The sequence below is a fragment of the Phaeobacter sp. JH20_34 genome, from assembly GCF_048056095.1.
In the GTDB taxonomy this organism is placed as follows: domain Bacteria; phylum Pseudomonadota; class Alphaproteobacteria; order Rhodobacterales; family Rhodobacteraceae; genus Phaeobacter; species Phaeobacter bryozoorum.
On the sequence record NZ_JAYMWT010000021.1, the window covers coordinates 636,655 to 658,303 of the forward strand.

Below are 21,649 nucleotides of genomic sequence, written 5' to 3' on the forward strand. Positions count from 1 at the left end.
ACTTGCCCGCTCATGCCGCGTTTTGCTTTGAAAGTCGAATATCACGGCGCACCCTTTGCCGGGTGGCAGCGCCAGAAGGATCAGCCCTCGGTTCAGGGGGCGATCGAGGATGCGCTTGCGCGGCTCGAACCCGGCCCCCATACCATTGCCGCAGCAGGCCGCACCGATACCGGGGTGCATGGTCTGGGTCAGGTGGCCCATTGCGACATGGAAAAGGACTGGGATCCCTTCCGCCTGTCCGAGGCGCTGAATTACCATCTGAAGCCTGCCCCCGTGGCGATTGTGGATTGCGCCCGTGTGGACGACGATTGGCACGCGCGGTTCTCGGCCATTGAGCGGCAGTATCTGTTCCGCATCCTGATCCGCCGCGCGCCTGCCACCCATGACGCCGGACAGGTCTGGCAGCTGAGCCATGATCTGGATGCAGACGCCATGCAGGAGGCCGCGCACCATCTGATCGGCCAGCATGATTTCACCACGTTTCGCTCCTCAATCTGCCAGGCGGCCAGCCCGCTCAAGACGCTGGACGAGCTGCGCGTCGAACGGGTTCAGGGCTTTTCGGGGCCGGAGATCCATTTCCATGTGCGGGCGCGGTCGTTCCTGCACAATCAGGTGCGCAGTTTTGTCGGCACGCTGGAGCGGGTCGGCGCCGGAGCCTGGTCGCCTGAGGATGTGAAATCTGCGCTTGAGGCGACGGACAGGGCCGCCTGTGGACCGGTCTGCCCGGGGCATGGGCTCTATCTTGCGCGGGTCGGATATCCTGACGACCCCTTCTCCGCAACCTGACAAACTGCTGTAATAGTTTCAGAAATCACCTTTCACGGCAGCGGCGATCCGCTGTTGCGGAGGGCGGCATATTTTTTCAGTTTTTTTGGCGCCCTACGGGAACCAACCGTTCGGTTACGCGTTTCGTCACAGATCATATGCTTAATCGGTGGGTGATGACGTGGAAAAAGAGATGGAACTTCTTGGTACTTTGCTGCGGCATTCCACGTTGCCGCTGTCGCTGATCAATCCCGAAGCCGAGGAGCTGGAGCTGGTTTTTGTCAACCGGGCCTTTGAACAGGCAACGGGCTACCGGGCGCAGGATGTGATCGACCGGCCGTGCCCGCTGTTCCAGGGCCCTGCGGTTCAGGAAAGTTCGGTGAGCCTGCTGAAACACGCCCGCGATATGTGCAGACGCGGGTCGCAAACGCTGTGGAACTACAATGCCGAGGGCGAGCCCTTTGAATGTCTGACCTATATCGACCCGATCACCGTTTCACCGGGCAATGTGGTCCTGCTGGGCTGTCACTTTCCGCTGTCGCCGCAGCTGTCATCATCACCGCCGCCGACGGCCAACCGCGAGGATGCTGGCGCGCCGCAAGCTGAGGCAGAGAGAGCCGCCGATGGTGGTTCGAACCGGGCCGAGGAAGTGATTGGCCTTCAGGATCAGAAAGATGAGCTGCTGGACTATGCCCGCAAGGCGCTGATGCGCTGTCTGGAGATGCGCCGCAACACGCTCTACAGCCGGATTGATCTCTACTTCAATCGCCGTCGCGGCAATCTTCTGGGAGCGGAACCGCAGGATGTCGATGCCGCCGCCATGGCCCGCGATCCGTTGCTGGGACCACGGGCGAGCCAGGCCTGACGACCCGGCCCGCATTCAGTGATCAGGCCGTCGGCTGACGGCCAGAGCGACGTTTTCAGCCGCGACCGCGATAGGGCGGCACGCCCTGATCCGGGATCCAGACTCCCTCCGGCAGCGGTCCGGTCTGCCAGAAGACATCAATCGGAATGCCGCCACGCGGGTACCAATAGCCGCCGATCCGCAGCCACTGCGGCTCAAGGTAATCGGCCAGCCGACGCGCAATGGACACGGTGCAATCTTCGTGGAAGGCGCCGTGGTTGCGGAAGGACCCCAGAAACAGCTTGAGCGATTTGCTCTCGACCAGCCATTTGCCCGGCACGTAGTCGATGACCAGATGGGCAAAATCGGGCTGGCCGGTCATCGGGCAGAGTGATGTGAACTCCGGCGCGGTGAAGCGCACGTTGTAGGCGACGTCGGCCTGCGGGTTCTGCACCCGCTCCAGCTCTGCTTCGTCGGGGTTGCTGGGCATTACGGTCGCGCCGCCCAGCTGTTTCAGATCCTTGTAGATATCGTCACTCATCTTCTTTTCTCCTCAGGTCTCTCGGCCTAGACACCGCGTTTGTTGCCCCAGACCAGCACATGAAGCTGTGGCAGCACACGGGGGGTAAACCAGCGGTCTCCGGTTACCTTTTCAATCAGCCATTGCAGACGTTCTGTGGCGGCGGTCAGGTCCACCGGTTTATCCGGGTCCACCTCCGGGTTGCCGGGTTGCAGGTAGAGCGGCAGGTCCGGCAGGCGTTTTGCAACGGCCCGCGCCCAGTCATAATCCCGGTCGTCGAAGATCACGATCTTCACCACGGTTTGCCCGCACCCCTTTGCAGCCTGAAGGCAGTGGTCAAATTTCTGCCAATCCACCTTATGGCCGCTGGAGGGTGGTTTCGGGCTGAGCACCAGCGTGTCCAGCTGGGCAAACCAGGGCTGGTTGATCGAGCCCTGCGTCTCGCAGGCAAAGCGATAGCCCTCGGCCTTTCCGCGTGCGATCAGCTCGGCAAAGTCCTGAATGGCCGGGTTGCCACCCGAGAGCGAGACGGTCAGCGGCTGGCCGCCGCTGAGCTGCGTGACCTCTGCCCAGACATCGCTTGTGGTCATCGGGATCCAGGTCTCGCGGTATTTGCTGTCAACCGCGTGGAGACTGTCGCACCAGCTGCATCGGTAATCGCAGCCGCCAGTGCGGACAAAGACGGTTGGCTCCCCGATCAGGGCGCCTTCTCCCTGGATCGTAGGTCCGAAGATTTCGGCAATGCGCAGGCTCATGGTCGGTACTCGGCCCATGTTTTCGGCGTCTCCGATACCCGCACCGCAGCGGTTTCGGGCCAGCGCGCGACACACCATTCGTAGAAATGACGGGCCATGTTCTCGGCGGTCGAGGGGCCGTCCATCACATCGTTCAGATGGCGATGATCAAAGCTGCCGTCGATGTAATTCTTCAGCGGTGCCAGCTCGTGATAATCGCGGACAAAACCGTCGCTGTTCAGCTTGGCGCCGGCCAGTTCGACCACGACGATGTAATTATGCCCATGCAGCCGCGCGCATTGGTGATCGGCTGGCAGATGGGTCAGCTGATGTGAAGCGGAGAAGTGGAACTCCTTGGTAATGCGGAACATCAGGCGGCCCCTTCCTTGATGGCTGTGCGCCAGAAATCGGGGTCCGCGTAGACTGTCGGATCCTCAACGCCTGCCAGATCGAAGGCCTCACGGCGTTCAACGCAGGTGCCGCAGCGCCCGCAATGATGTTCGCCACCCTTGTAGCAGGACCAGGTCTCGGCAAAGGGCGTGTTCACCGCCGCACCTGCGGTGACGATGTCGCCTTTGGAGCGATGCACGAACGGTGTCACCAGCGCCACATCTGCATAGCCGTCCAGCGCCATGCGCTGCATCGCGTCAAAAGCATCGGTGAAGGCCGGGCGGCAGTCCGGGTAAATGAAGTGATCGCCGCCATGCACCGCCGTTGCCACAGCCGTGTCGCCCTTGGCGGCGGCAATCCCGTAGGCAATGGTTAGCATGATGGCATTGCGGTTGGGCACCACCGTAACCTTCATGGTCTCTTCGGCGTAGTGGCCGTCCGGCACATCAATATCGTCCGTCAGGGCAGAGCCGCTGAGTGCCGCGCCGATCGAACGCATATCAATGATCTCGTGGGGAACCCCGAGCCGCTCTGCGCAGGCGGCAGCATAGTCGAGTTCCTTGCGATGGCGCTGTCCGTAGTCGAACGAGACAAGGCGCGACAGCTGCCCTTTGGCAGCGAGCACATGGGCGAGGGATACCGAATCCAATCCGCCCGAGCAGATGACAAGTGTTTTCAAGTTTTCAGTCCTTGTTTTGATATCCGGGTAGGCTGCGACCGGAAAGGCGTGCGTATAGCGACTGCCGTTAACTACGGCAAGATATCCACAGTATTTTTCCGCGACGTCAGATCAGCCGATGATCTGACCAGTTCACGCGGTGAAATCTCATTCTTTCAACGCATTGGGCTTAACATGAGAAAGGCGCCCTCCACCGGGAGCGCGCCTGACTATTTCTGGAGGCCTATTTTTTTGGTCGGAGCCTCGCCGCTCAGCCCGGATTGGGGGACAAGCGTTAACCCAGATTCTCCTGACTGTAGGCTTTCAGCTCGGCGCGGGCGACCTGCCTGCGGTGCACCGCATCCGGCCCATCGGCAAGGCGCAGGGTGCGCACATGGGTCCAGGCCTGCGCCAGCGGCGTGTCCTGGCTGATGCCCTGCCCTCCGTGCATCTGCACCGCCTCGTCGATCACCTTCAACGCGACACGGGGGGCAACCACCTTGATCTGGCTGATCCAGGGTGCTGCGGCGCGTGCATCGCCCTGATCCATGTACCATGCCGCCTTGAGACAGAGGAGCCGGGCCATTTCGATCTCCATCCGGCATTCGGCGATGATATCGTAGTTGGCGCCAAGCTGGGCCAGCGGCTTGCCAAAAGCCTCGCGGCGCAGCGAGCGGCGGCAGAGCTGTTCCAGCGCGCTTTCGGCCTGGCCGATGGCGCGCATACAATGGTGAATGCGCCCCGGCCCAAGACGGCCCTGCGCGATTTCAAATCCGCGCCCCTCGCCCAGCAGCATGTTTTCAGCAGGCACACGCACGTCTGAGAAGCGGATGTGCATATGGCCGTGGGGGGCGTCATCGTGACCGTAGACCTCCATCGGGCGCAACACCTCGATCCCCGGTGCATCCGCAGGCACCACGATCATCGACTGGCGCTTGTGTTTGGGCAGCTCGTCGCCGCCGGTGCGCACCATGACGATATAGACCTTGCAGCGCGGATCCCCTGCCCCTGAGGCCCACCATTTTTCGCCGTTCAGCACATAGTCATCGCCGTCGCGCAGGCAGGACATGGCAATATTGGTGGCGTCCGAGCTGGCGACATCCGGCTCCGTCATCAGATAGGCCGAGCGGATCTCGCCCTGAAGGAGCGGCGCCAGCCATTGCTGTTTCATCGCCTCGGTGCCGTAGCGCTCAAACACTTCCATATTGCCGGTGTCGGGCGCGGAGCAGTTGAACACCTCTGCCCCCAGCGGGGTTTTTCCCATTTCCTCAGCAAAGTAAGCATATTCGACGGTCGAAAGGCCAAAGCCCTTGTCACTGTCGGTGAGCCAGAAATTCCACAGGCCGTCGGCCTTGGCCTTGGCTTTCAGGCCTTCGAGGATTTCGGCCTGCCGATCGGTGTATTGCCAGCGATCCCCCTTGCCGATCTCGGCATGATACTCGGCCTCCATCGGCATGATCTCGTCGCGGATCATCGCCGCCACCCGATCCAGAAGCGCGCGGTTTTCGCTGCGCATACCCAAGTTCATGTCCATCCCGGCGCCTCTTTGTGTTGTTTCCCTTGGCGGCAGCATGGCGCGGGGGTTGTGCCGCTGTCCAGCCGCGTGACGGGACGTCACAGATGGATAGGCATCGCAGGACAGAAAAACGGGCCCCGAAGGGCCCGTTTCGCTAGTGGTTACTCTGCCGCCTCGGCGTAGTCTTCCATCGGTGGGCAGGTGCAGACCAGATGGCGGTCACCGTAAGCATTGTCGACGCGGTTGACCGGCGGCCAGTATTTGTCGACCCGGAACGCGCCCGGAGGGAAGCAGCCCTGTTCGCGGGAATAGGGGCGATCCCAGTCCTTAACGAGATCTTCCATCGTGTGAGGCGCGTTTTTCAATGCGTTATTCTCCGCATCCATTTCGCCTGCCTCAACTGCGCGGATTTCCTCGCGGATCGACAGCATGGCCTCGCAGAAGCGGTCCAGCTCGGCCTTGGTCTCGGACTCGGTGGGTTCCACCATCAGGGTGCCCGCGACGGGCCAGGACATGGTGGGTGCGTGGAAACCGCTGTCGATCAGTCGCTTGGCCACATCGTCCACGGTCACGTTCGCGCTGGCCTCAAACGGGCGGGTGTCCAGAATACACTCATGCGCAACGCGGCCTGTCGGCCCCTTGTAGAGTACGTCATAGGCGCCTTCGAGGCGCTTGGCGATGTAGTTGGCGTTGAGGATCGCCACCTTTGTCGCCTGCGTCAGGCCCGCACCACCCATCATCAGACAATAGGCCCAGCTGATGGTCAGGATCGAGGCAGAGCCGAAGGGAGCCGCAGAAACCGGCCCTTCCTGACCGCCGGTTTCCGGGTGGCCGGGCAGATGCGGTTGCAGATGCGCCTTCACGCCAATCGGTCCCATGCCGGGGCCACCACCACCGTGGGGAATGGCAAAGGTCTTGTGCAGGTTCAGGTGGCTCACATCGCCGCCCAGATCGCCGGGACGGGACAGGCCCACCATGGCGTTCATATTGGCACCGTCGATATAAACCTGACCTCCGTGATCATGGGTAATTTTGCAGACCTCATGCACGGTTTCCTCGAACACGCCGTGGGTCGAGGGGTAGGTGATCATGCAGCCTGCAAGATTTTCAGCGTGTTTCTCTGCCTTTTCGCGGAAATCCTCGAGGTCGATATCGCCATTTCCTGCGGATTTCACCACAACAACCTTCCACCCCACCATCTGGGCAGAGGCCGGGTTGGTGCCATGGGCCGACATCGGGATCAGACAGATGTTGCGGTGGCCCTGACCGTTGGCACGGTGATAGGCCGCAATGGACAGAAGGCCCGCGTATTCCCCCTGCGCGCCAGAGTTGGGCTGCATGGAGATCGCATCATAGCCGGTGATCTGGCACAGTTTCTCGGACAGATCGCTGACCATCTCTGCATAGCCCTGCATCTGATCGGCAGGGGCAAAGGGGTGGATATTGGCGAACTCCGGCCAGCTGAGCGGCATCATCTCGGCGGCGGCATTGAGCTTCATCGTGCAGGAGCCAAGCGGGATCATCGCCCGGTCCAGCGCCAGATCACGATCCGCGAGGCGGCGCATGTAGCGCATCATCTCGGTTTCGGCCCGGTTCATGTGGAAGATCGGATGCGTCAGATAGTCAGACGTGCGGTGCATGTTTTCCGGCACGCGGTATTCATGGGTGAAGTCTTCGTCCTTGCGGCGAATGCCAAAGGCGCGCCAGACCGCTTCGATGGTCTCAGAACGGGTGACCTCATCCAATGTGATACCAACGCGGGTTTCGCCAACGCGGCGCAGGTTCAGCCCCTCGTCCACCGCCGATTTCAGCACCGCCGATTGCAGCGGCCCCACATCAACGGTGATCGTGTCGAAGAAGGATCGGGGATCAACGCTGAACCCTGCCCCTTCCAGCCCACGGGCCAGACGCACGGTCTTACGATGGATGCGCTGCGCGATGGCTTTCAGCCCCTTGGGGCCGTGGAAGACCGCGTACATCGACGCCATCACCGCCAGCAGAGCCTGTGCAGTACAGACGTTGGAGGTCGCCTTTTCGCGGCGGATGTGCTGTTCACGGGTCTGTAGCGACAGGCGATAGGCGCGGTTGCCATGCGCATCGACCGAGACGCCGACAATCCGGCCGGGGATCGAGCGTTTGTAAGCATCCTTGGTCGCCATATAGGCCGCATGCGGACCGCCTGCGCCCACCGGCACGCCAAAGCGCTGGGTCGAGCCGACAGCGATATCGGCACCCATGGCGCCCGGCTCTTTCAGCAGGGTCAGCGACAGCGGGTCGGCTGCAACGATGCCGATGGCCTTATGCGCGTGCAGCTGCGCGATGTGGTCGGTGAAATCGCGCACATGACCGTAGGTGCCGGGGTATTGGAAGATAGCGCCAAAGACCTTATCCGCCTCCAGCTTGTCAGGGTTGCCGACGATGACCTCGATCCCCAGCGGCTCGGCGCGGGTCTGGATCACGGCGATGTTCTGCGGGTGACAATCGCGGTCGACAAAAAACGCCTTGGCCTTCGATTTGGCGACCCGCTGCGCGACGGTCATTGCCTCAGCGCAGGCTGTGGCCTCGTCCAGAAGCGAGGCATTGGCGATTTCCAGACCGGTGAGATCCGAGATCATGGTCTGGAAGTTCAACAGCGCCTCAAGACGTCCCTGGGAGATTTCGGGCTGATAGGGCGTGTAGGCGGTGTACCAGGCCGGGTTTTCCAGAATATTGCGCTGAATGGCGGGTGGGGTCACGGTGCCGTGGTAGCCCTGCCCGATCAGCGAGGTTTTCAGAACGTTCTTGCCTGCGACCTCACGCATGTGATGCAGCAGCTCGCGTTCCGACAGAGGACGGCCAAACTCCAGCGCGGCGGCCTGACGGATGGTGGCAGGCACCGTTTCGTCAATCAGCGCATCCAGGCTCTCGGCGCCAACCACGGCAAGCATGTCGTCCATCTCTTCGGGAGACGGGCCGATATGGCGGCGGTTGGCAAAGTCATACGGCAGATAGTCCGTGGGTTCAAAAGACATGTGTCGCCCTCTTCAGCAACAGGAGGTTAAGGCAGCGGAATGCTGCGGGCTGGCCCGGTGGTGCGGATTGGCACCGCGATAGGTGCGGGAACAGCGATCAAAAAACCCCGCCGCGCGGAAGGGCGCAGGCGGGGTGAAAGGATCAGCCGATGAAGTCCTTGTAGCCGGCTTCATCCATGTAATCGTCCATCGGGGACAGATCGGACGGCTTGATCTTAAAGAACCAGGCGTCGCCCTGAGGGTCTTCGTTGATCTTGCCGGGGTTGTCGATCAGGGCGTCGTTCACCTCGACGATCTCGCCGTCCAGCGGCGCCAGGATATCGGAGGCTGCCTTTACGGATTCGATGACCACGATTTCATCATCCTTGGAGACTTCGGTGCCGACCTCGGGCAGTTCCACAAAGACCACATCGCCCAGCTGCTCTGCCGCGTGGGTTGTGATGCCCACCGTGATCAGATCATCGCTCTCGGCCAGCAGCCATTCGTGTTCTTCGGTGTATTTCATCAGTCTCTTCCTTTGGAGATCGCGCCGATCTCAGCGCTTATGGCAGCGCGCCCTGGTGGACGGCTGCGGTTTGGGTGTCAAAATCTGCGGCATCACGGGCATGGCACGAGCCGCCGGAGCCAAGCACCGCCCGCAGGGAACTGCCCCGGCCAGCCCGACTGGCGCCGGTATCGTTCCTATTTGCCTGGTCTCAGCAGTCATGCCGATCCATCCCATGAGTTCAGGGCCGGTCCGATCAGGAATGATGGCATGGTCCCGGCATCCAATCGTCACGCAGGCAGAACCTGCGCAATGTGATGCCCCCTCTGTCCCTTTGCCTGAGATCGTTATCCCTTCGGCGCCCTGGTGTGATCAGGGTCTCTCCAGAGTACGTCACGTTTACGGTCCCTTTGGCCTGAGAGTTTCCGGGGCGGTTGCTCCTTCGGCACCAGTGTCGGCAGGCAATTCCTGCTGCAATGGTTCTCCCGCATACGCCTGTATACGGTACCAATAACGGATGTCTCGTTCAAGCTGCAATCGCGGTCTCGAACGCATTTGAACCGCCGCAATCAGGCACCGCCGGCCGACCGCGCAACGGCCCTGCCGGAACCGGTCAAACATCAGTAAAGGTTAAAGTATTCAGCCTGCTCCCATTCGCTGACGGTATCGAGGTAGCGGGACCATTCGACCTCTTTCAGATGGGCGAGATAGTCGACCACATCGCCCCCCAGAGCGATGCGAAACAGGTCGGATCCGCTGAAGGCCTGCAACGCCTGTCCAAGCGAGCGCGGCAGCTTTTGCGCGTCGTCGGAATAGGGCGATGCCGTGGGCGGCGGCGCGCGTCGCCCGGAGGCCAGCCCCTCGCTGCCCGCGATGATCTGCGCGGCCAGCGCGAAATAAGGATTGGCACTGCTGTCGGGCGCGCGATTCTCGATCCGGCTGGAGAGGTCGCCAGGGCGCATCAGGCCGCGCAGCATGGCGCCGCGATTGTCCTCTCCCCATTGTATCCGGTTGGGCGCCAGCTGGTATGGCAGATACCTTTTGTAGCTATTGACCGTAGGGGCAACCAGCAGCGAGGCCGCCTCGGCATGGGCGAGCAGCCCGGCGATCCAGCCACTGGCCTCTTCCGTCAGCTCGCCCTCAACCTCGGGCATGAACAGATTGCGCCCGGTAGTGGGATCTATCAGCGACTGATGGATGTGCCAGCCATTGGCCATCGCGTGATCCTGCCGCGGCTTGGCCATAAAACTGGCGTGTAATCCCTGAGCGGCACAGACTTCCTTGACCATGGTGCGGAACATCACCATCGCGTCCGCCTGCGTCATCGGATCGGCCGGATCGAAGGTGAACTCGAACTGGCTCGGACCCATCTCGATCTCGACAGTGCGCACCGGCAGGCCAAGCGCCTGCGCATTGCGTCGTAACCTGTCCAGAATCGCCTCGGCCTCGCCGTAGCGGGTTTCGGTGAGATACTGGTAGCCCTGAATGAGGTTCCGGGTCTCGATCGGAGCCCCGGGCATCCCCTGCTGCGCATGGCCCAGCGCCGGGTCCACACGTTCGAAGATCTGGAATTCGACCTCCAGCCCGACCACGGTCTTCAGCCCCTGTTCTGCCAATGTCTCCACCGCCCGTTCCAGCACATAGGCCGATCCGAAGGGGACGACGTCGCCATCGTGGAACGCGACATGACAGAAGATCCAGGCCGAATGTGGGGACCATGGCAGCACGCGAAAGGTCTCCGGGCGCGGCACCAGCAGCACATCGCTGGCGCCCTGCATCGGCGTCACAACCTCCTCGGGGTTTTCGCTCCACACCGGGAAGGCGGTGCGATGGGCGGTATCCTTCAGCAACAGTGTCGACGGCACCGCGATTCCCTGCTCAAACAGCGACCTCAGACCGGCGGCGACCAGCGTCTTGCCCCGCAGAATGCCGTGTTGATCGGCAAAGAGGACGCGCACAGTTTCCACGCGCGCCGCTTCGCATTGCGCCAGCACCGCCTCGCCCGCGTGACAGGCCTGCTCTGTCAGCAACCCCTTGCGCGCAAGCGCCCCCTTGATGAGTGACGTCGTCATCTTGTGATCTGACCTTCTTCTGTCCACGCCTTCGATATGTGCTCCGCCGCTCATGACGTTGCGTCGGTCTTCCCCATATCACACCCTTTGCAATGTTTTTGTTATGCAACTGGATAATTTAAGCTTGAACTAAAAAACTAGTTCAGGTCCAGTCTCTTATCAGAGGCGAGGCACATAAAGCTGCGAATTGAACGCAGGGCACAGCGCAGGGCCGAAGACTGGAACTGACAGACAACCCAGGGTGACGGAGGCAGGGGCACCGACAGAACACCGATGATGTCTCAGACCGATGCGGACACGGGCCGTACCTTGTTCGATCTGCGGTCGGTGCTACCGGGATACGATCCATTTGATCCCCTCCCCCGGTGCAAGCAGGCGCGCTGACAAGTATTTTTTGGATGAGAAGATGAGTGAACAAGACCGTAATATTTCCTCAAGCTTTGCCAAGGGGCTGGCTGTTCTGGCGGCGTTTGACGCGGCTACTCCGACGCTGACGCTGGCAGATATCGCACGGCGCACCGGTCAGGATCGTGCCACGGCGCGACGCGGGGCGCTGACGCTTGTACAGGCCGGGTATCTGCGCCAGCAGGGCCGGGTCCTGTCGCTGACGCCGCAGGTGCTGGCACTGTCCGGCGGGTTTCTTCAGGCCAATCAGTTTGGCCGCAAGGTGCAGCCGGTGCTGAACCGTCATGCCCGCAGCCTTGGCGCTGAGATTACGCTTGCGACGCTGGATCAGGGGCGGGTGTTGCTGCTGGCGCAATCCACGGTCGAACATGCACCGGTCACCTATGGGTTTACCGCCGGCGCTCATATCCCGCTGGTCCATACCAGCCTGGGGCGGATGCTGATGGGCTGCCTGTCGGACGACGCGGCTGCCGAAACGTTGGCGACGGCGGATATCCCCCGCCACACCGAGCAATCCCTGACCGAGGTGGATCAAATCCTCGACCGGGTGCGCACCGCGCGGCAGCGGGGCTATGCGGTGACCGACAGTGAGTTCGAAACCGGGATCATCGGTTACGCCGTGCCGGTCTCGCGCCCCGATCAACGGCCTATCGTGGTTGGCAGTTCGTCCCCGCGGGGGATGAACCCGGCACAGGACACCGAAATCTCGCTGCGCGCGTTGCAGCTCTGCGCGGCGGAGCTGCGCCAGAGCCAGGCGCTGGCAGATCTGTAACGCTGCCCGCATCCGATATTCAAAATTTCGCGAAGGATGTTATCCGCAGCGCCCCTCTTGGACCCCCATCGGCAAGCCCGCATAAATACGGCACCCATCACGAAAGGATCGCCGATGACCGCGCCGCGTTATTTCACCCCCAAGGGAGGCCACCCCGGTCAGGAGCAGCTGCTGACCGACCGCGCCATGTTCACCGATGCCTATGCCGTCATCCCCAAAGGCACAATGCGCGATATCACCACCTCATATCTGCCGGGTTGGCAGGGGATGCGGATGTGGGTCATCGCCCGCCCCCTGAGTGGCTTTGCCGAGACGTTCTCGCAATATATCGTTGAGCTGCAACCGGATGGCGGCTCCGACAGTCCCGAACATGACAGCGCCGCGCAATCCGTGCTGTTCGTGACGGAGGGCAAGCTGGATCTGACCGTCGATGGCGTCGCGCATCACCTGGAACCGGGCGGCTATGCCTATATCCCGGCCGGGGCGGCCTGGACCCTGCACAACAGCAGCGACAGCACAGCAGGGTTTCACTGGATCCGCAAACGCTGGGAACCGGCGCCCGGCGTCGAGAAACCCGCAGTTCTGGTCACCAACGAGCGCGACATCGCCCCCAGCGTCATGCCCGACACCGAGGGTCGCTGGGCCACCACCCGTTTTGTCGATCCGGCAGATCTGTCGCATGACATGCATGTCACTATCGTGACCTTTGAACCGGGCGGCGTCATCCCTTTCCCCGAGACCCATGTGATGGAACACGGGCTCTATGTTCTGGAGGGCAAGGCCGTCTACCGCCTTAACCAGGATTGGGTCGAAGTTGAGGCCGGTGATTTCATGTGGCTGCGCGCCTTCTGCCCGCAGGCCTGCTATGCCGGGGGACCGGGACGCTTCCGTTACCTGCTATACAAGGACGTCAACCGGCACATGCCACTAAGCCCACCGCGCTAACCAAGGCGGCGCATCGCCATTGCCAGAACGCACAGCTGCGCTAAGGTAAGTGACATGTTGAAAGACAGTCTCGCGGGTCGATCTCGCCCCGCGAGGTCAGCCATGGAGCCTGCGCCAATGTCGATCATATCTATCGTGTTCACAGGTCTTGCGCTGGGTCTGATGAGCCTGCTGGCGGTGCTGAGCACCCGTGCGGGTCGTCCGGCAACCATCGCCGCCGCTGCCGCTGCCGCCGCCCCGCGCAGGGCCGCTGGCCGCAAGATGGCTGGCATCGCCTTTGCCGTGGTGACGGGACCGTTGCTGCTCACCCTGCCGGGTCCGGCTGATGCTGGCACCGAATCGGAGGCACAGGTGACCGTGGTCAATGTGCTGGGGCGCAGCTGGCATGTGGCCCCGGAGGTGACAGACACAGGTCGCAACACTGGCAGCGCGACGGGACGCTACATGGCGCAGCGCCAGAACGCGGAGCTACAGCCGTTTCGCCCGCCTGCGGTACTGACAGCGCGGCAGGCCGTGCACGCCTTTCACGCTGCAACCGGGTGCCGGGCCCGGGTCGAGACGATGGTGCGCTCCATCAATGGGACGTATTTCGCACAGTTGGCCTGCCCCTAGGCGCACTCCGCCGTGGTTCGCGTGGCCCCGCCCCGCGGCACAGGCGTCGATTTGAAACACCGCGCGGGAAATTGTGACCGAAACCGGAGCAGGATTGCCGCTCTAGCGGATTGAGCCGCGCGCCGCGCCCTGTCATAGCTTGGCCATGAAACTTGCAATCAACGGATTCGGCCGCATCGGCCGCGCTATTCTGCGCCAGATCCTGACGACGCCGCGCGGTGCCGGGATTGAGCTGGTCTGCATCAACGATATCGCACCCTTGGACATGTGCGCCTATCTGTTTCAATACGATAGCACCTTTGGCCCCTATCCCGACGCGGTTGCGATCGAGGGCAACAACCTGCGGATTGCCGACCGGGTGATCCGGTTCCACCAGACAGCCGACCTCAGCACGCTGGATCTGACAGGCGTCGATGTGGTGCTGGAATGCACCGGCATCGCGCGCACATCGGATGTGGCGGGACGGGGGCTGACGGCCGGGGCGCGCAAGGTGCTGATCTCCGGCCCCTCGCCCGCCGCCGAACGCACGATTGTGCTGGGCGCAAACGAGGCCGATCTGGGCGATGGCGCGATCATCTCCAATGCCTCCTGCACCACCAACGGGCTGGCCCCGCTGGTCAAGCTGCTGGACATGCTGCTGGGCATCGACAGCGCCCATATGACCACGATCCACTGCTACACCAATTCGCAGCCGATGGTGGACGCACCGCGCGGCGATTTTGCCCGCTCCCGTGCCGGGGCGCTGTCGATGGTGCCAACCACGACTTCTGCCACCCATCTGATCGACGAGGTACTGCCGCATCTGGCTGGTCGCATCAGTGGTGCTGCGGTGCGAGTGCCAACCGCCAGCGTGTCTGCGGTGGATCTGGTGGTCAGGACCAGCCACCCGATGGCGGCAGACTTCGCCGATACCACCCTGCGCACTGCGATCGAGGCTTCGCAGGTTCTGGGATGGACCGAGCAGCCGCTGGTCTCATCCGATCTGCGTGCCCGAGCTGAATCGCTGGTCCTTGCCGGACCGGAAACCCGTCGGATCGGCAATCACCAGCTGCGGGTGTTTGGCTGGTATGACAATGAATGGGGATTTTCCGCGCGAATGCTGGATATGGCCGCGCTGATGGCAGGGCAGAGCTGAAAAGAGGCGACTGTCTGCGACCATGAACAAAGGGGCCGCGCATATCTGCTGCGGCCCCTGTTCGTTGCACACTCAAGAGCTGCGGTTACTCGCCCGGCAGGCTGCCGCGCCCCTGTCCTGACAGGCCGCCAGAGACCTCTTCCGTGGCCTCGCTGGCAAGCTCCTGCGGCAGCACCAGATTGAGCACAACAGCAATGAGCGCCGCCGGCAGCAAGCCCGAGGTCATCAGGACCCGCAGCGTATCCGGCAGGTGCTGCACCGCACCCGGTTCCAGCTGCAGCCCCAATCCGATGGAGAGGGAAATGGCAAAGATCACCATATTGCGGCGGTTCCAGTCGACATCCGACAGCATCGAAATACCAGCAGCCACCACCATGCCGAACATGACGATGACACCGCCTCCCAGCACCTCAATCGGAATGGTGCGGATGATCGCACCAACCTTCGGAACCAGCCCGCAGAGGATCAGGAACAGCGCGCCGATGGTGACCACATGACGGCTCATGACGCCGGTCATGGCGATCAGGCCCACGTTCTGGCTGAAGGAAGTATTGGGCAACCCGCCAAACACGCCCGCCAGCGCCGAGCCGAAACCGTCCGCATAGGTGGCACCGGAGATCTCCTTGTCGGTGGCTTCCCGGCCTGCACCGCCACGGGCGATACCGCTGACATCGCCCACGGTTTCAACCGCCGATACCAGCCCCATCAGGCAAAAACCGACAATCGCGGCAAAGGAAAACTCGATCCCGTATTTGAACGGCATCGGCAGCGCAAAGGCGCTGGCGCGCGACCAGCTGGTGCCAATGGCCTCGACCGTCACCATACCCATCATCATCGCATAGAGATAGCCGACAATCAGCCCGAGCAGCACCGCCGAGATCGACAGCATCCCGCGGGCAAAGAACTTCAGACCCAGGGTGACGATGATCACCACCAGCGCTGCCGACCAGTTCAGCAGCGAGCCATATTCCGGTGTCCCGATCGCTGGCACGCCTCCGGCGGCATATTGAATGCCGACCTTGACCAGCGCCAGACCGATCATGGTGACCACCAGCCCGGTGACCAGCGGCGGCAGGGCAAAGCGGATACGCCCGATCACCAGCCCCAATGCGGCATGAAACAGCCCGCCGATCAGCACCCCGCCGAACAGCGCCGCCAGCGCATCAACCCCCTTGCCCGCGACCAGCGGGATCATGATCGGCAAGAAGGCAAAACTGGTGCCCTGCACAATCGGCAGCGCCGCACCAATCGGCCCGATGGTCAGTGTCTGCAGCAGCGTCGCCGCCCCGGCAAACAGCATCGACATCTGGATCAGATAGAGCAGTTCGGGAAAATCGGGGGAATTAGAGCCAAAGCCAAATCCCGCCGCCCCGGCCACGATGATCGCCGGGGTGACATTTGAGACAAACATGGCCAGCACATGCTGGATGCCCAGTGGCACAGCCTTTGCCAGCGGTGGAGTGTAATTGGGATCGCGCAGCTGCGCCGGCGTTCCGATTGAGCCATCGGCCATGGATCTGGTCCTCTCTGTTGTTGCTTATTCTGTTGGTCTTGGTCGGTGTTGTGATGACACTCTCATTTGGCGGAGTGCCTGTTGCGAAAGAAAAAGGCGCAAGACCCGCTGGGTCGCTGCGCCTTTGATTGTCAGATCAGGGTCGGATCACCTGATAGGGGCTTTCAAACCAGTGTTCTTCCAGATTGGCGCCCTCTCCGATCCGATCCACCACGGCAAACAGGCCCGGCGCCGTCAGGGGCGTCAGCACCCCGTGCCAAGTGCCCCGGTGGAAGTTGATCGCCTGTCCGGGTTGCGTTTCAAAGGCAAGCGGCAGTCCCGGCACACCACCGCGATCCGGGGCGACGATCACCAGAAATCCGGTTTCACTCATCGGGATGAAGGCCTGACTGCCGTCCGGGTGGCGCTCGACCATCCGCAGAGGCATCGGCAGTTCACGCGGCTCGGCGTTGAACAGGCTGAGACCCGCACGACCGGCGCTGAACTCCATGGTGGCCCGATCGTGATACCGTCCGCAGAGCCCCTGGTTGATGATCTTGTCCGGCGCTCCGGTGCAGTCGATCAGATCGCCAAAGGGGGCAAAGCCCTCGGCTGTGATCGGCTGGATCTCAAGCATCTTCATCGCGGTCTCCGGCATAGCTGGCAGTCCCTCACGGCAGCACATCCCGCAGGCGGAACTCGGCGATACGTTCGACCTGCCGACAGGCTTCGGCAAATTCGCTGTCGCGATCATTGGAGATACGCCGTTCAAATGCTGCAAGAATCGACGTCTTATCGTGGTCGCGCACCGCAATGATGAAGGGAAAGCCGTGTTTTTCCACATAGGCGCTGTTCAATTGCGTAAACCGTGTGCGTTCCGCATCAGTCAGCGCATCCAGCCCGGCGGAGGCCTGCTCGCTGGTGCTCTCCGCCGTGAGACGTTTGGCGGCGGCCAGCTTGCCTGCCAGATCCGGGTGCGCTGTCAGCACGCCCAACCGCTCCGCCTCGCTGGCAGAGCGGAACATCCGGCACAGCGCATTATGCAGCCCCGCCGCGCGGTCATGGGCTGGTCCCAGTTCCAGATCATGGGCCCGTTCGGCAATCCAGGGGGAGTGTTCAAAGATCCCGCCATAGGCCTCGACAAATCGCGCGCGGCTCATCTGGCTGGGGCGTTCACGGCGCTGATGTGGATGGGTTTTCGCCCAATGATCGGCGATATCAATGCGGCGCGGGCACCAGACCCCGTCGACCCCCCGGATATAGTCGATAAACCGTTTCAGCCCCGCCGCCTTGCCGGGGCGGCCGATCAGGCGGCAATGCAGCCCGATCGACATCATTTTCGGCGCACCTTCTTCACCCTCAGCATAGAGCAGGTCAAAGGCGTCCTTGAGATACTGATAAAACTGTTCGCCAGTGATGTAGCCGGGTGCGGTGGCAAAGCGCATGTCGTTGGCTTCCAGCGTATAGGGGATGATCAGCTGATCGCGTTCGCCGACCTCCAGCCAATAGGGCAGATCATCGTCGTAGGTGTCCGAGATATAGTCAAAGCCGCCCTCCTCAGCCACCAGACGCACGGTGTTCTCACTGCACCGGCCAGTGTACCAGCCACGCGGGCGCTCTCCGACCACCTCGGTATGCAGGCGGATCGCCTCGGCAATGGCGGCGCGTTCGTCGGCCTCTGCCATATCCTTGTGTTCGACCCATTTCAGCCCGTGCGACGCGATCTCCCACTGCGCAGCCTTCATCGCCGTGACCTGTTCGGGAGAGCGCGCCAATGCGCTGGCAACACCATAGATGGTGACCGGGATATCCGCAGCGGTGAACATGCGATGCAGCCGCCAGAACCCGGCGCGGGCGCCGTAATCGTAGATCGATTCCATGTTCCAGTGCCGCTGTCCTGGCCAGGGCGCCGCCCCGGCGATGTCAGACAGAAACGCCTCCGATCCCGCATCGCCATGCAGGATATTGTTCTCCCCGCCCTCTTCATAGTTCAACACGAACTGCACCGCGACCTTGGCATTGCCGGGCCAGGCTGCATCGGGCGGCGTCGCGCCATATCCGATCATGTTGCGGGGGTATCTGTTCATTGCCGGGGGCCTCTTTTCAAACAACTCCAGGTCATTACTATGGCAGAAGATCACGGCTATCTTTCAAATTTTCCCGAATACACTATCAGATTGCACAGGTTTGCAGGCCCCGCCGCCATCAGGCAGAGGTAGCCCCATAGCAGGAGGACTTAAGAATGAGCACAAGGACAGAGCCCGGGTATCTCACCACACATGTGCTGGACACCGCGCGCGGCTGCCCCGCCGCCGGACTGCCGATCCGGCTGTATCGGCTGGATGCAGGCGGGCGCACCGAGATCGCGCAGATGCTGACAAATGCCGATGGGCGGACCGACAGTCCGATCCTGCCGAAGAAGGATTTTGTGACCGGTCTCTACGAGCTGGTGTTCGAGGCCGGGGAATACCTGCGCACCAACGGCCAGGCCTCCGGCGAGATGCTGTTTCTGGACGAAATTCCGATCCGCTTTGGCATCACCGATGAGAGCGCGCATTACCACGTGCCCTTGCTGCTGTCGCCTTTCGGCTATTCCACCTATCGCGGCAGCTGAGCGCCACCGCGCCCTGGCGCGGCCATGCCCAACGGACACGGCGCTCCGACAGGAGCGCCGGGGCGGGCGGGAGCTGCTGCGGGTCGCTCAGGTCTCGGGCGTTCCTGCCTGCGCGGGGTCGGCAGCACGCCCCGGTTGCGCGCCATCGACACGCAGCCCATCGACACGCAGCCCATCGACACGCAGCACTGAGGCGAGCCGCGCGGTCATATATTCCATGAACAATCTGGTCTTCGGATCCTGATGGCGGCGATGGGTATAAAGACAGGCCAGCTGGACGGGCACCGGTGGCGTGGCCTCGGCGACCGGCACCAGACGTCCTGCCGCCAGATGCTCGGCAACCTCGAAGAGGGGTTTCAGGATCACGCCCTCCCCTGCCAGCGCCCAATCGGTCAGCACATCGCCATCATCGCATTCGTAGCGCCCGCTCACCGCAAAACGGCGCGGGCCATCGCCGGTCTGCAACAGCCACTGAAACTCGCTGGCGCCGGGGTAGCGCAGGTTCAGACAATTATGCCCATCCCGCAGCAGCGCGTCACCATCTGCGGGCAACCCGCGCCGCGCGACATAGGCGGGCGCGGCGCAGAGCACCCGCTGGCAATCCGCAATCTTGCGAATGCGCAGGTTGCTGTCCTCTGGCTGGCCCAGGAAGAATGCCAGATCCAGCCCCTCGCTGGTGAGATCCACCGCACGGTCCGACAGCCGCAGACGCAGGTTGATCTCCGGGTAGGTGGCCAGGAATTCCGGCGTCTGCGGCGCCAGCAGCCGCCGACCCAGCCCCAGAGGTGCCGCCACAAACAGGGTGCCGCGCGGGGTATCGGTCAGATGCATCACCCTGGCCTCCGCCAGATCCACCGCATCCAAAACCGCAACCGCCCCGTCATAAAAGGCACGCCCCTGCTCGGTTGCGGTCAGATTGCGGGTGGTGCGCTGGAACAGCCGCACGCCGAGGTATTCCTCCAGCTGCGAGATCCGCGCCGAGGTGACTGCAGGCGACACCCTGAGGTCGCGCCCTGCGGCAGACATCGAGCCCAGTTCATAGACCCGAACGAAGGTGCGGATATTGTCGAGGTAAGACATGACAGAGGCCTGCGATTGTTCCAGATTTTTTGATACAGTTTGGCAGTATATGGGAATACCGAAGAAACCCCGCTTTGCCTAGTGTGGCAGGGCTGCGCTAGGCCAGATTGCGCCCCGCCCGGCCCGAACCACCGGGCGGCATCGGCGCCCGCAGGACGCGCAGCGACTGACTGTTAACCCAGCCCCGGCCGCAGCAATGCGCATTGGGCGACAAAGGACCGGATCTGAATGTTTGAGCTGTTGATGATGTGGGATTGGCTGGGCTTTGCCATCCGCTGGCTGCATGTGATCACCGCCATCGCCTGGATCGGCTCCTCCTTCTATTTCATCGCGCTGGATCTGGGGCTGCGCAAGGCACCGGATCTGCCGGTGGGCGCCCATGGCGAGGAATGGCAGGTCCATGGTGGCGGTTTTTATCACATCCGCAAATATCTGGTCGCCCCCGCCGAGATGCCTGACCATCTGACCTGGTTCAAATGGGAAAGCTATATGACATGGCTTTCGGGTTTTGCGCTGTTGATGGTGGTCTATTGGGTCGGTGGCGAGCTGTATCTCATCGACCAGTCGAAGGCGGATCTGGCGCTGTGGCAGGGGATCCTGATTTCAGTCGCGACGCTCTCGGTGGGCTGGCTGGTCTATGACCGTCTGTGCAAATCCGGTCTGGCTGAGCGCCCGACCCTGCTAATGGTGCTGTTGTTCGTGATGCTGGTGGCCATGGGCTGGGGTCTCAATCAGGTGTTCACCGGTCGCGCCATGATGCTGCATCTCGGTGCCTTTACCGCCACCATCATGACGGCGAATGTGTTTTTCATCATCATGCCCAACCAGCGCATCGTGGTGAAGGATCTGCAGGAAGGCCGCGCGCCGGACGCCAAATATGGCAAGATCGCCAAGCTGCGCTCGACCCATAACAACTATCTGACGCTGCCGGTGGTGTTTCTGATGCTGTCGAACCACTACCCGCTGGCATTTGCCAGCGAATACAACTGGCTGATCGCGGCGCTCGTGTTCCTGATGGGGGTGACCATCCGGCATTATTTCAACACACGCCACGCCCGTGCCGGTGATCCGACCTGGACCTGGCTGGCGACGGCGCTGTTGTTCCTGGGCGTGATCATCCTGTCGTCGCTGGGGCTTGAGCATGAGGGCGACGATGCCCCGGAGGAGGCCGCGCTGAGCGGCACCGCGCTGAGCGGCACCGCGCTGACCATGGCCCAGACCGAAGGCTTTGCCGAGGTGCATGAAATCGTTCTGGGCCGATGCAGCATGTGCCATGCCCGCGAACCCTTCTGGGACGGGATCCGCACCGCCCCCAAGGGTGTCTTGCTGGAGACCGAAGCGGATGTGGCCCGCCGCGCCGGTGAGATTTATCTGCAGGCGGGTGTGACCCATGCGATGCCACCTGCCAATATCACCTATATGGCGCCCGAGGATCGCGCTGCGATCCGGGCCTGGTTCCGCGCCGCGCAGATGTAGCCGGTCGTCAGCCCGTCAGCTCCGACCGGGGGCGCGCATCAGCGCCGATCTGTCGCCGATCTGTCAGAGGCTTGATCACGAATTGGCGCGGGAACCTATCACGCGACATTGACGTTACACACCG

20 protein-coding genes and 1 riboswitch are annotated in these 21,649 nt (G+C 62.3%); of the genes, 8 read left to right on the top strand and 12 right to left on the bottom strand.

What is annotated here, in order from left to right:
- Positions 1-12: 12 nt before the first annotated feature.
- Both truA and VWZ81_RS17640 read left to right on the top strand, forming a co-directional pair.
- Positions 13-786 carry a tRNA pseudouridine(38-40) synthase TruA gene (gene truA / locus VWZ81_RS17635; RefSeq protein ID WP_416536332.1) on the top strand — a complete coding sequence of 258 codons (774 nt, stop codon included), beginning with the start codon at positions 13-15 and terminating at the stop codon, positions 784-786.
- Between the two features lie 172 nt (positions 787-958).
- Positions 959-1,630, top strand: coding sequence for a PAS domain-containing protein (locus VWZ81_RS17640; RefSeq protein WP_340544569.1), 672 nt, complete (start codon positions 959-961; stop codon positions 1,628-1,630).
- 55 nt (positions 1,631-1,685) lie between these two features.
- Here the strand turns inward: VWZ81_RS17640 and queF are convergent, their stop codons facing one another.
- The 8 genes from queF to VWZ81_RS17680 form a co-directional block, all read right to left on the bottom strand.
- Complete coding sequence (queF, locus tag VWZ81_RS17645; protein WP_340544567.1) at positions 1,686-2,150, bottom strand: preQ(1) synthase; 465 nt, start codon at positions 2,148-2,150, stop codon at positions 1,686-1,688.
- A gap of 26 nt (positions 2,151-2,176) precedes the next feature.
- Entirely contained in the window at positions 2,177-2,884 is a 708-nt protein-coding gene (gene queE / locus VWZ81_RS17650; RefSeq protein ID WP_340546281.1) for a 7-carboxy-7-deazaguanine synthase QueE, read from the bottom strand.
- Positions 2,881-3,234 carry a 6-carboxytetrahydropterin synthase QueD gene (gene queD, locus VWZ81_RS17655; protein ID WP_260075073.1) on the bottom strand — a complete coding sequence of 118 codons (354 nt, stop codon included), beginning with the start codon at positions 3,232-3,234 and terminating at the stop codon, positions 2,881-2,883. The genes queE and queD overlap by 4 nt, the downstream gene beginning before the upstream one ends.
- Positions 3,234-3,932, bottom strand: a complete 699-nt coding sequence (gene queC, locus VWZ81_RS17660; protein WP_416537298.1) for a 7-cyano-7-deazaguanine synthase QueC — start codon at positions 3,930-3,932, stop codon at positions 3,234-3,236. The genes queD and queC overlap by 1 nt, the downstream gene beginning before the upstream one ends.
- A gap of 274 nt (positions 3,933-4,206) precedes the next feature.
- Positions 4,207-5,445: an acyl-CoA dehydrogenase family protein gene (locus tag VWZ81_RS17665; RefSeq protein ID WP_340544563.1), complete on the bottom strand. Its 1,239-nt coding sequence runs from the start codon at positions 5,443-5,445 to the stop codon at positions 4,207-4,209.
- Between the two features lie 143 nt (positions 5,446-5,588).
- Positions 5,589-8,438: an aminomethyl-transferring glycine dehydrogenase gene (gene gcvP, locus VWZ81_RS17670; protein WP_416542523.1), complete on the bottom strand. Its 2,850-nt coding sequence runs from the start codon at positions 8,436-8,438 to the stop codon at positions 5,589-5,591.
- 142 nt (positions 8,439-8,580) lie between these two features.
- A complete protein-coding gene (gcvH, locus tag VWZ81_RS17675) occupies positions 8,581-8,943 on the bottom strand; it encodes a glycine cleavage system protein GcvH (protein ID WP_340544561.1) in 363 nt (120 codons plus the stop codon).
- 295 nt (positions 8,944-9,238) lie between these two features.
- Positions 9,239-9,319, bottom strand: a riboswitch (glycine riboswitch).
- A 223-nt stretch (positions 9,320-9,542) separates the two neighbouring features.
- Positions 9,543-10,994 carry a glutamine synthetase family protein gene (locus tag VWZ81_RS17680; protein WP_416542524.1) on the bottom strand — a complete coding sequence of 484 codons (1,452 nt, stop codon included), beginning with the start codon at positions 10,992-10,994 and terminating at the stop codon, positions 9,543-9,545.
- A 406-nt stretch (positions 10,995-11,400) separates the two neighbouring features.
- Between VWZ81_RS17680 and VWZ81_RS17685 the strand changes: the two genes are divergently transcribed.
- From VWZ81_RS17685 to VWZ81_RS17700, 4 genes are all read left to right on the top strand, one after another.
- Positions 11,401-12,171: an IclR family transcriptional regulator gene (locus VWZ81_RS17685; RefSeq protein ID WP_340544559.1), complete on the top strand. Its 771-nt coding sequence runs from the start codon at positions 11,401-11,403 to the stop codon at positions 12,169-12,171.
- A gap of 114 nt (positions 12,172-12,285) precedes the next feature.
- A complete protein-coding gene (locus VWZ81_RS17690; protein ID WP_416542525.1) occupies positions 12,286-13,116 on the top strand; it encodes a bifunctional allantoicase/(S)-ureidoglycine aminohydrolase in 831 nt (276 codons plus the stop codon).
- A gap of 117 nt (positions 13,117-13,233) precedes the next feature.
- Complete coding sequence (locus VWZ81_RS17695; RefSeq protein WP_416542526.1) at positions 13,234-13,728, top strand: hypothetical protein; 495 nt, start codon at positions 13,234-13,236, stop codon at positions 13,726-13,728.
- A 145-nt stretch (positions 13,729-13,873) separates the two neighbouring features.
- A complete protein-coding gene (locus VWZ81_RS17700; protein ID WP_416536326.1) occupies positions 13,874-14,863 on the top strand; it encodes a type I glyceraldehyde-3-phosphate dehydrogenase in 990 nt (329 codons plus the stop codon).
- Positions 14,864-14,948: 85 nt separating this feature from the next.
- On the opposite strand, the gene VWZ81_RS17705 is transcribed toward VWZ81_RS17700, so the two are convergent.
- The 3 genes from VWZ81_RS17705 to puuE all read right to left on the bottom strand — a co-directional run bounded on the left by VWZ81_RS17705 (position 14,949) and on the right by puuE (position 18,442).
- The gene (locus tag VWZ81_RS17705; protein ID WP_340544553.1) at positions 14,949-16,376 is read right to left on the bottom strand and encodes a uracil-xanthine permease family protein; all 1,428 of its coding nucleotides are present in this window, start codon (positions 16,374-16,376) and stop codon (positions 14,949-14,951) included.
- 136 nt (positions 16,377-16,512) lie between these two features.
- Complete coding sequence (locus tag VWZ81_RS17710; protein WP_340546280.1) at positions 16,513-16,998, bottom strand: ureidoglycolate lyase; 486 nt, start codon at positions 16,996-16,998, stop codon at positions 16,513-16,515.
- Positions 16,999-17,026: 28 nt separating this feature from the next.
- The gene (gene puuE, locus VWZ81_RS17715) at positions 17,027-18,442 is read right to left on the bottom strand and encodes an allantoinase PuuE (protein ID WP_416542527.1); all 1,416 of its coding nucleotides are present in this window, start codon (positions 18,440-18,442) and stop codon (positions 17,027-17,029) included.
- Between the two features lie 155 nt (positions 18,443-18,597).
- Here puuE and uraH point away from each other — a divergent pair, with 155 nt between their 5' ends.
- On the top strand, positions 18,598-18,969 hold the full coding sequence (gene uraH, locus VWZ81_RS17720; protein WP_340544551.1) for a hydroxyisourate hydrolase: 372 nt from the start codon (positions 18,598-18,600) through the stop codon (positions 18,967-18,969).
- 87 nt (positions 18,970-19,056) lie between these two features.
- On the opposite strand, the gene VWZ81_RS17725 is transcribed toward uraH, so the two are convergent.
- Positions 19,057-20,049, bottom strand: a complete 993-nt coding sequence (locus VWZ81_RS17725; protein WP_416542528.1) for a LysR family transcriptional regulator — start codon at positions 20,047-20,049, stop codon at positions 19,057-19,059.
- 228 nt (positions 20,050-20,277) lie between these two features.
- Between VWZ81_RS17725 and VWZ81_RS17730 the strand changes: the two genes are divergently transcribed.
- Complete coding sequence (locus VWZ81_RS17730) at positions 20,278-21,525, top strand: urate hydroxylase PuuD (RefSeq protein WP_416542529.1); 1,248 nt, start codon at positions 20,278-20,280, stop codon at positions 21,523-21,525.
- The last annotated feature ends 124 nt before the right edge of the window (positions 21,526-21,649 follow it).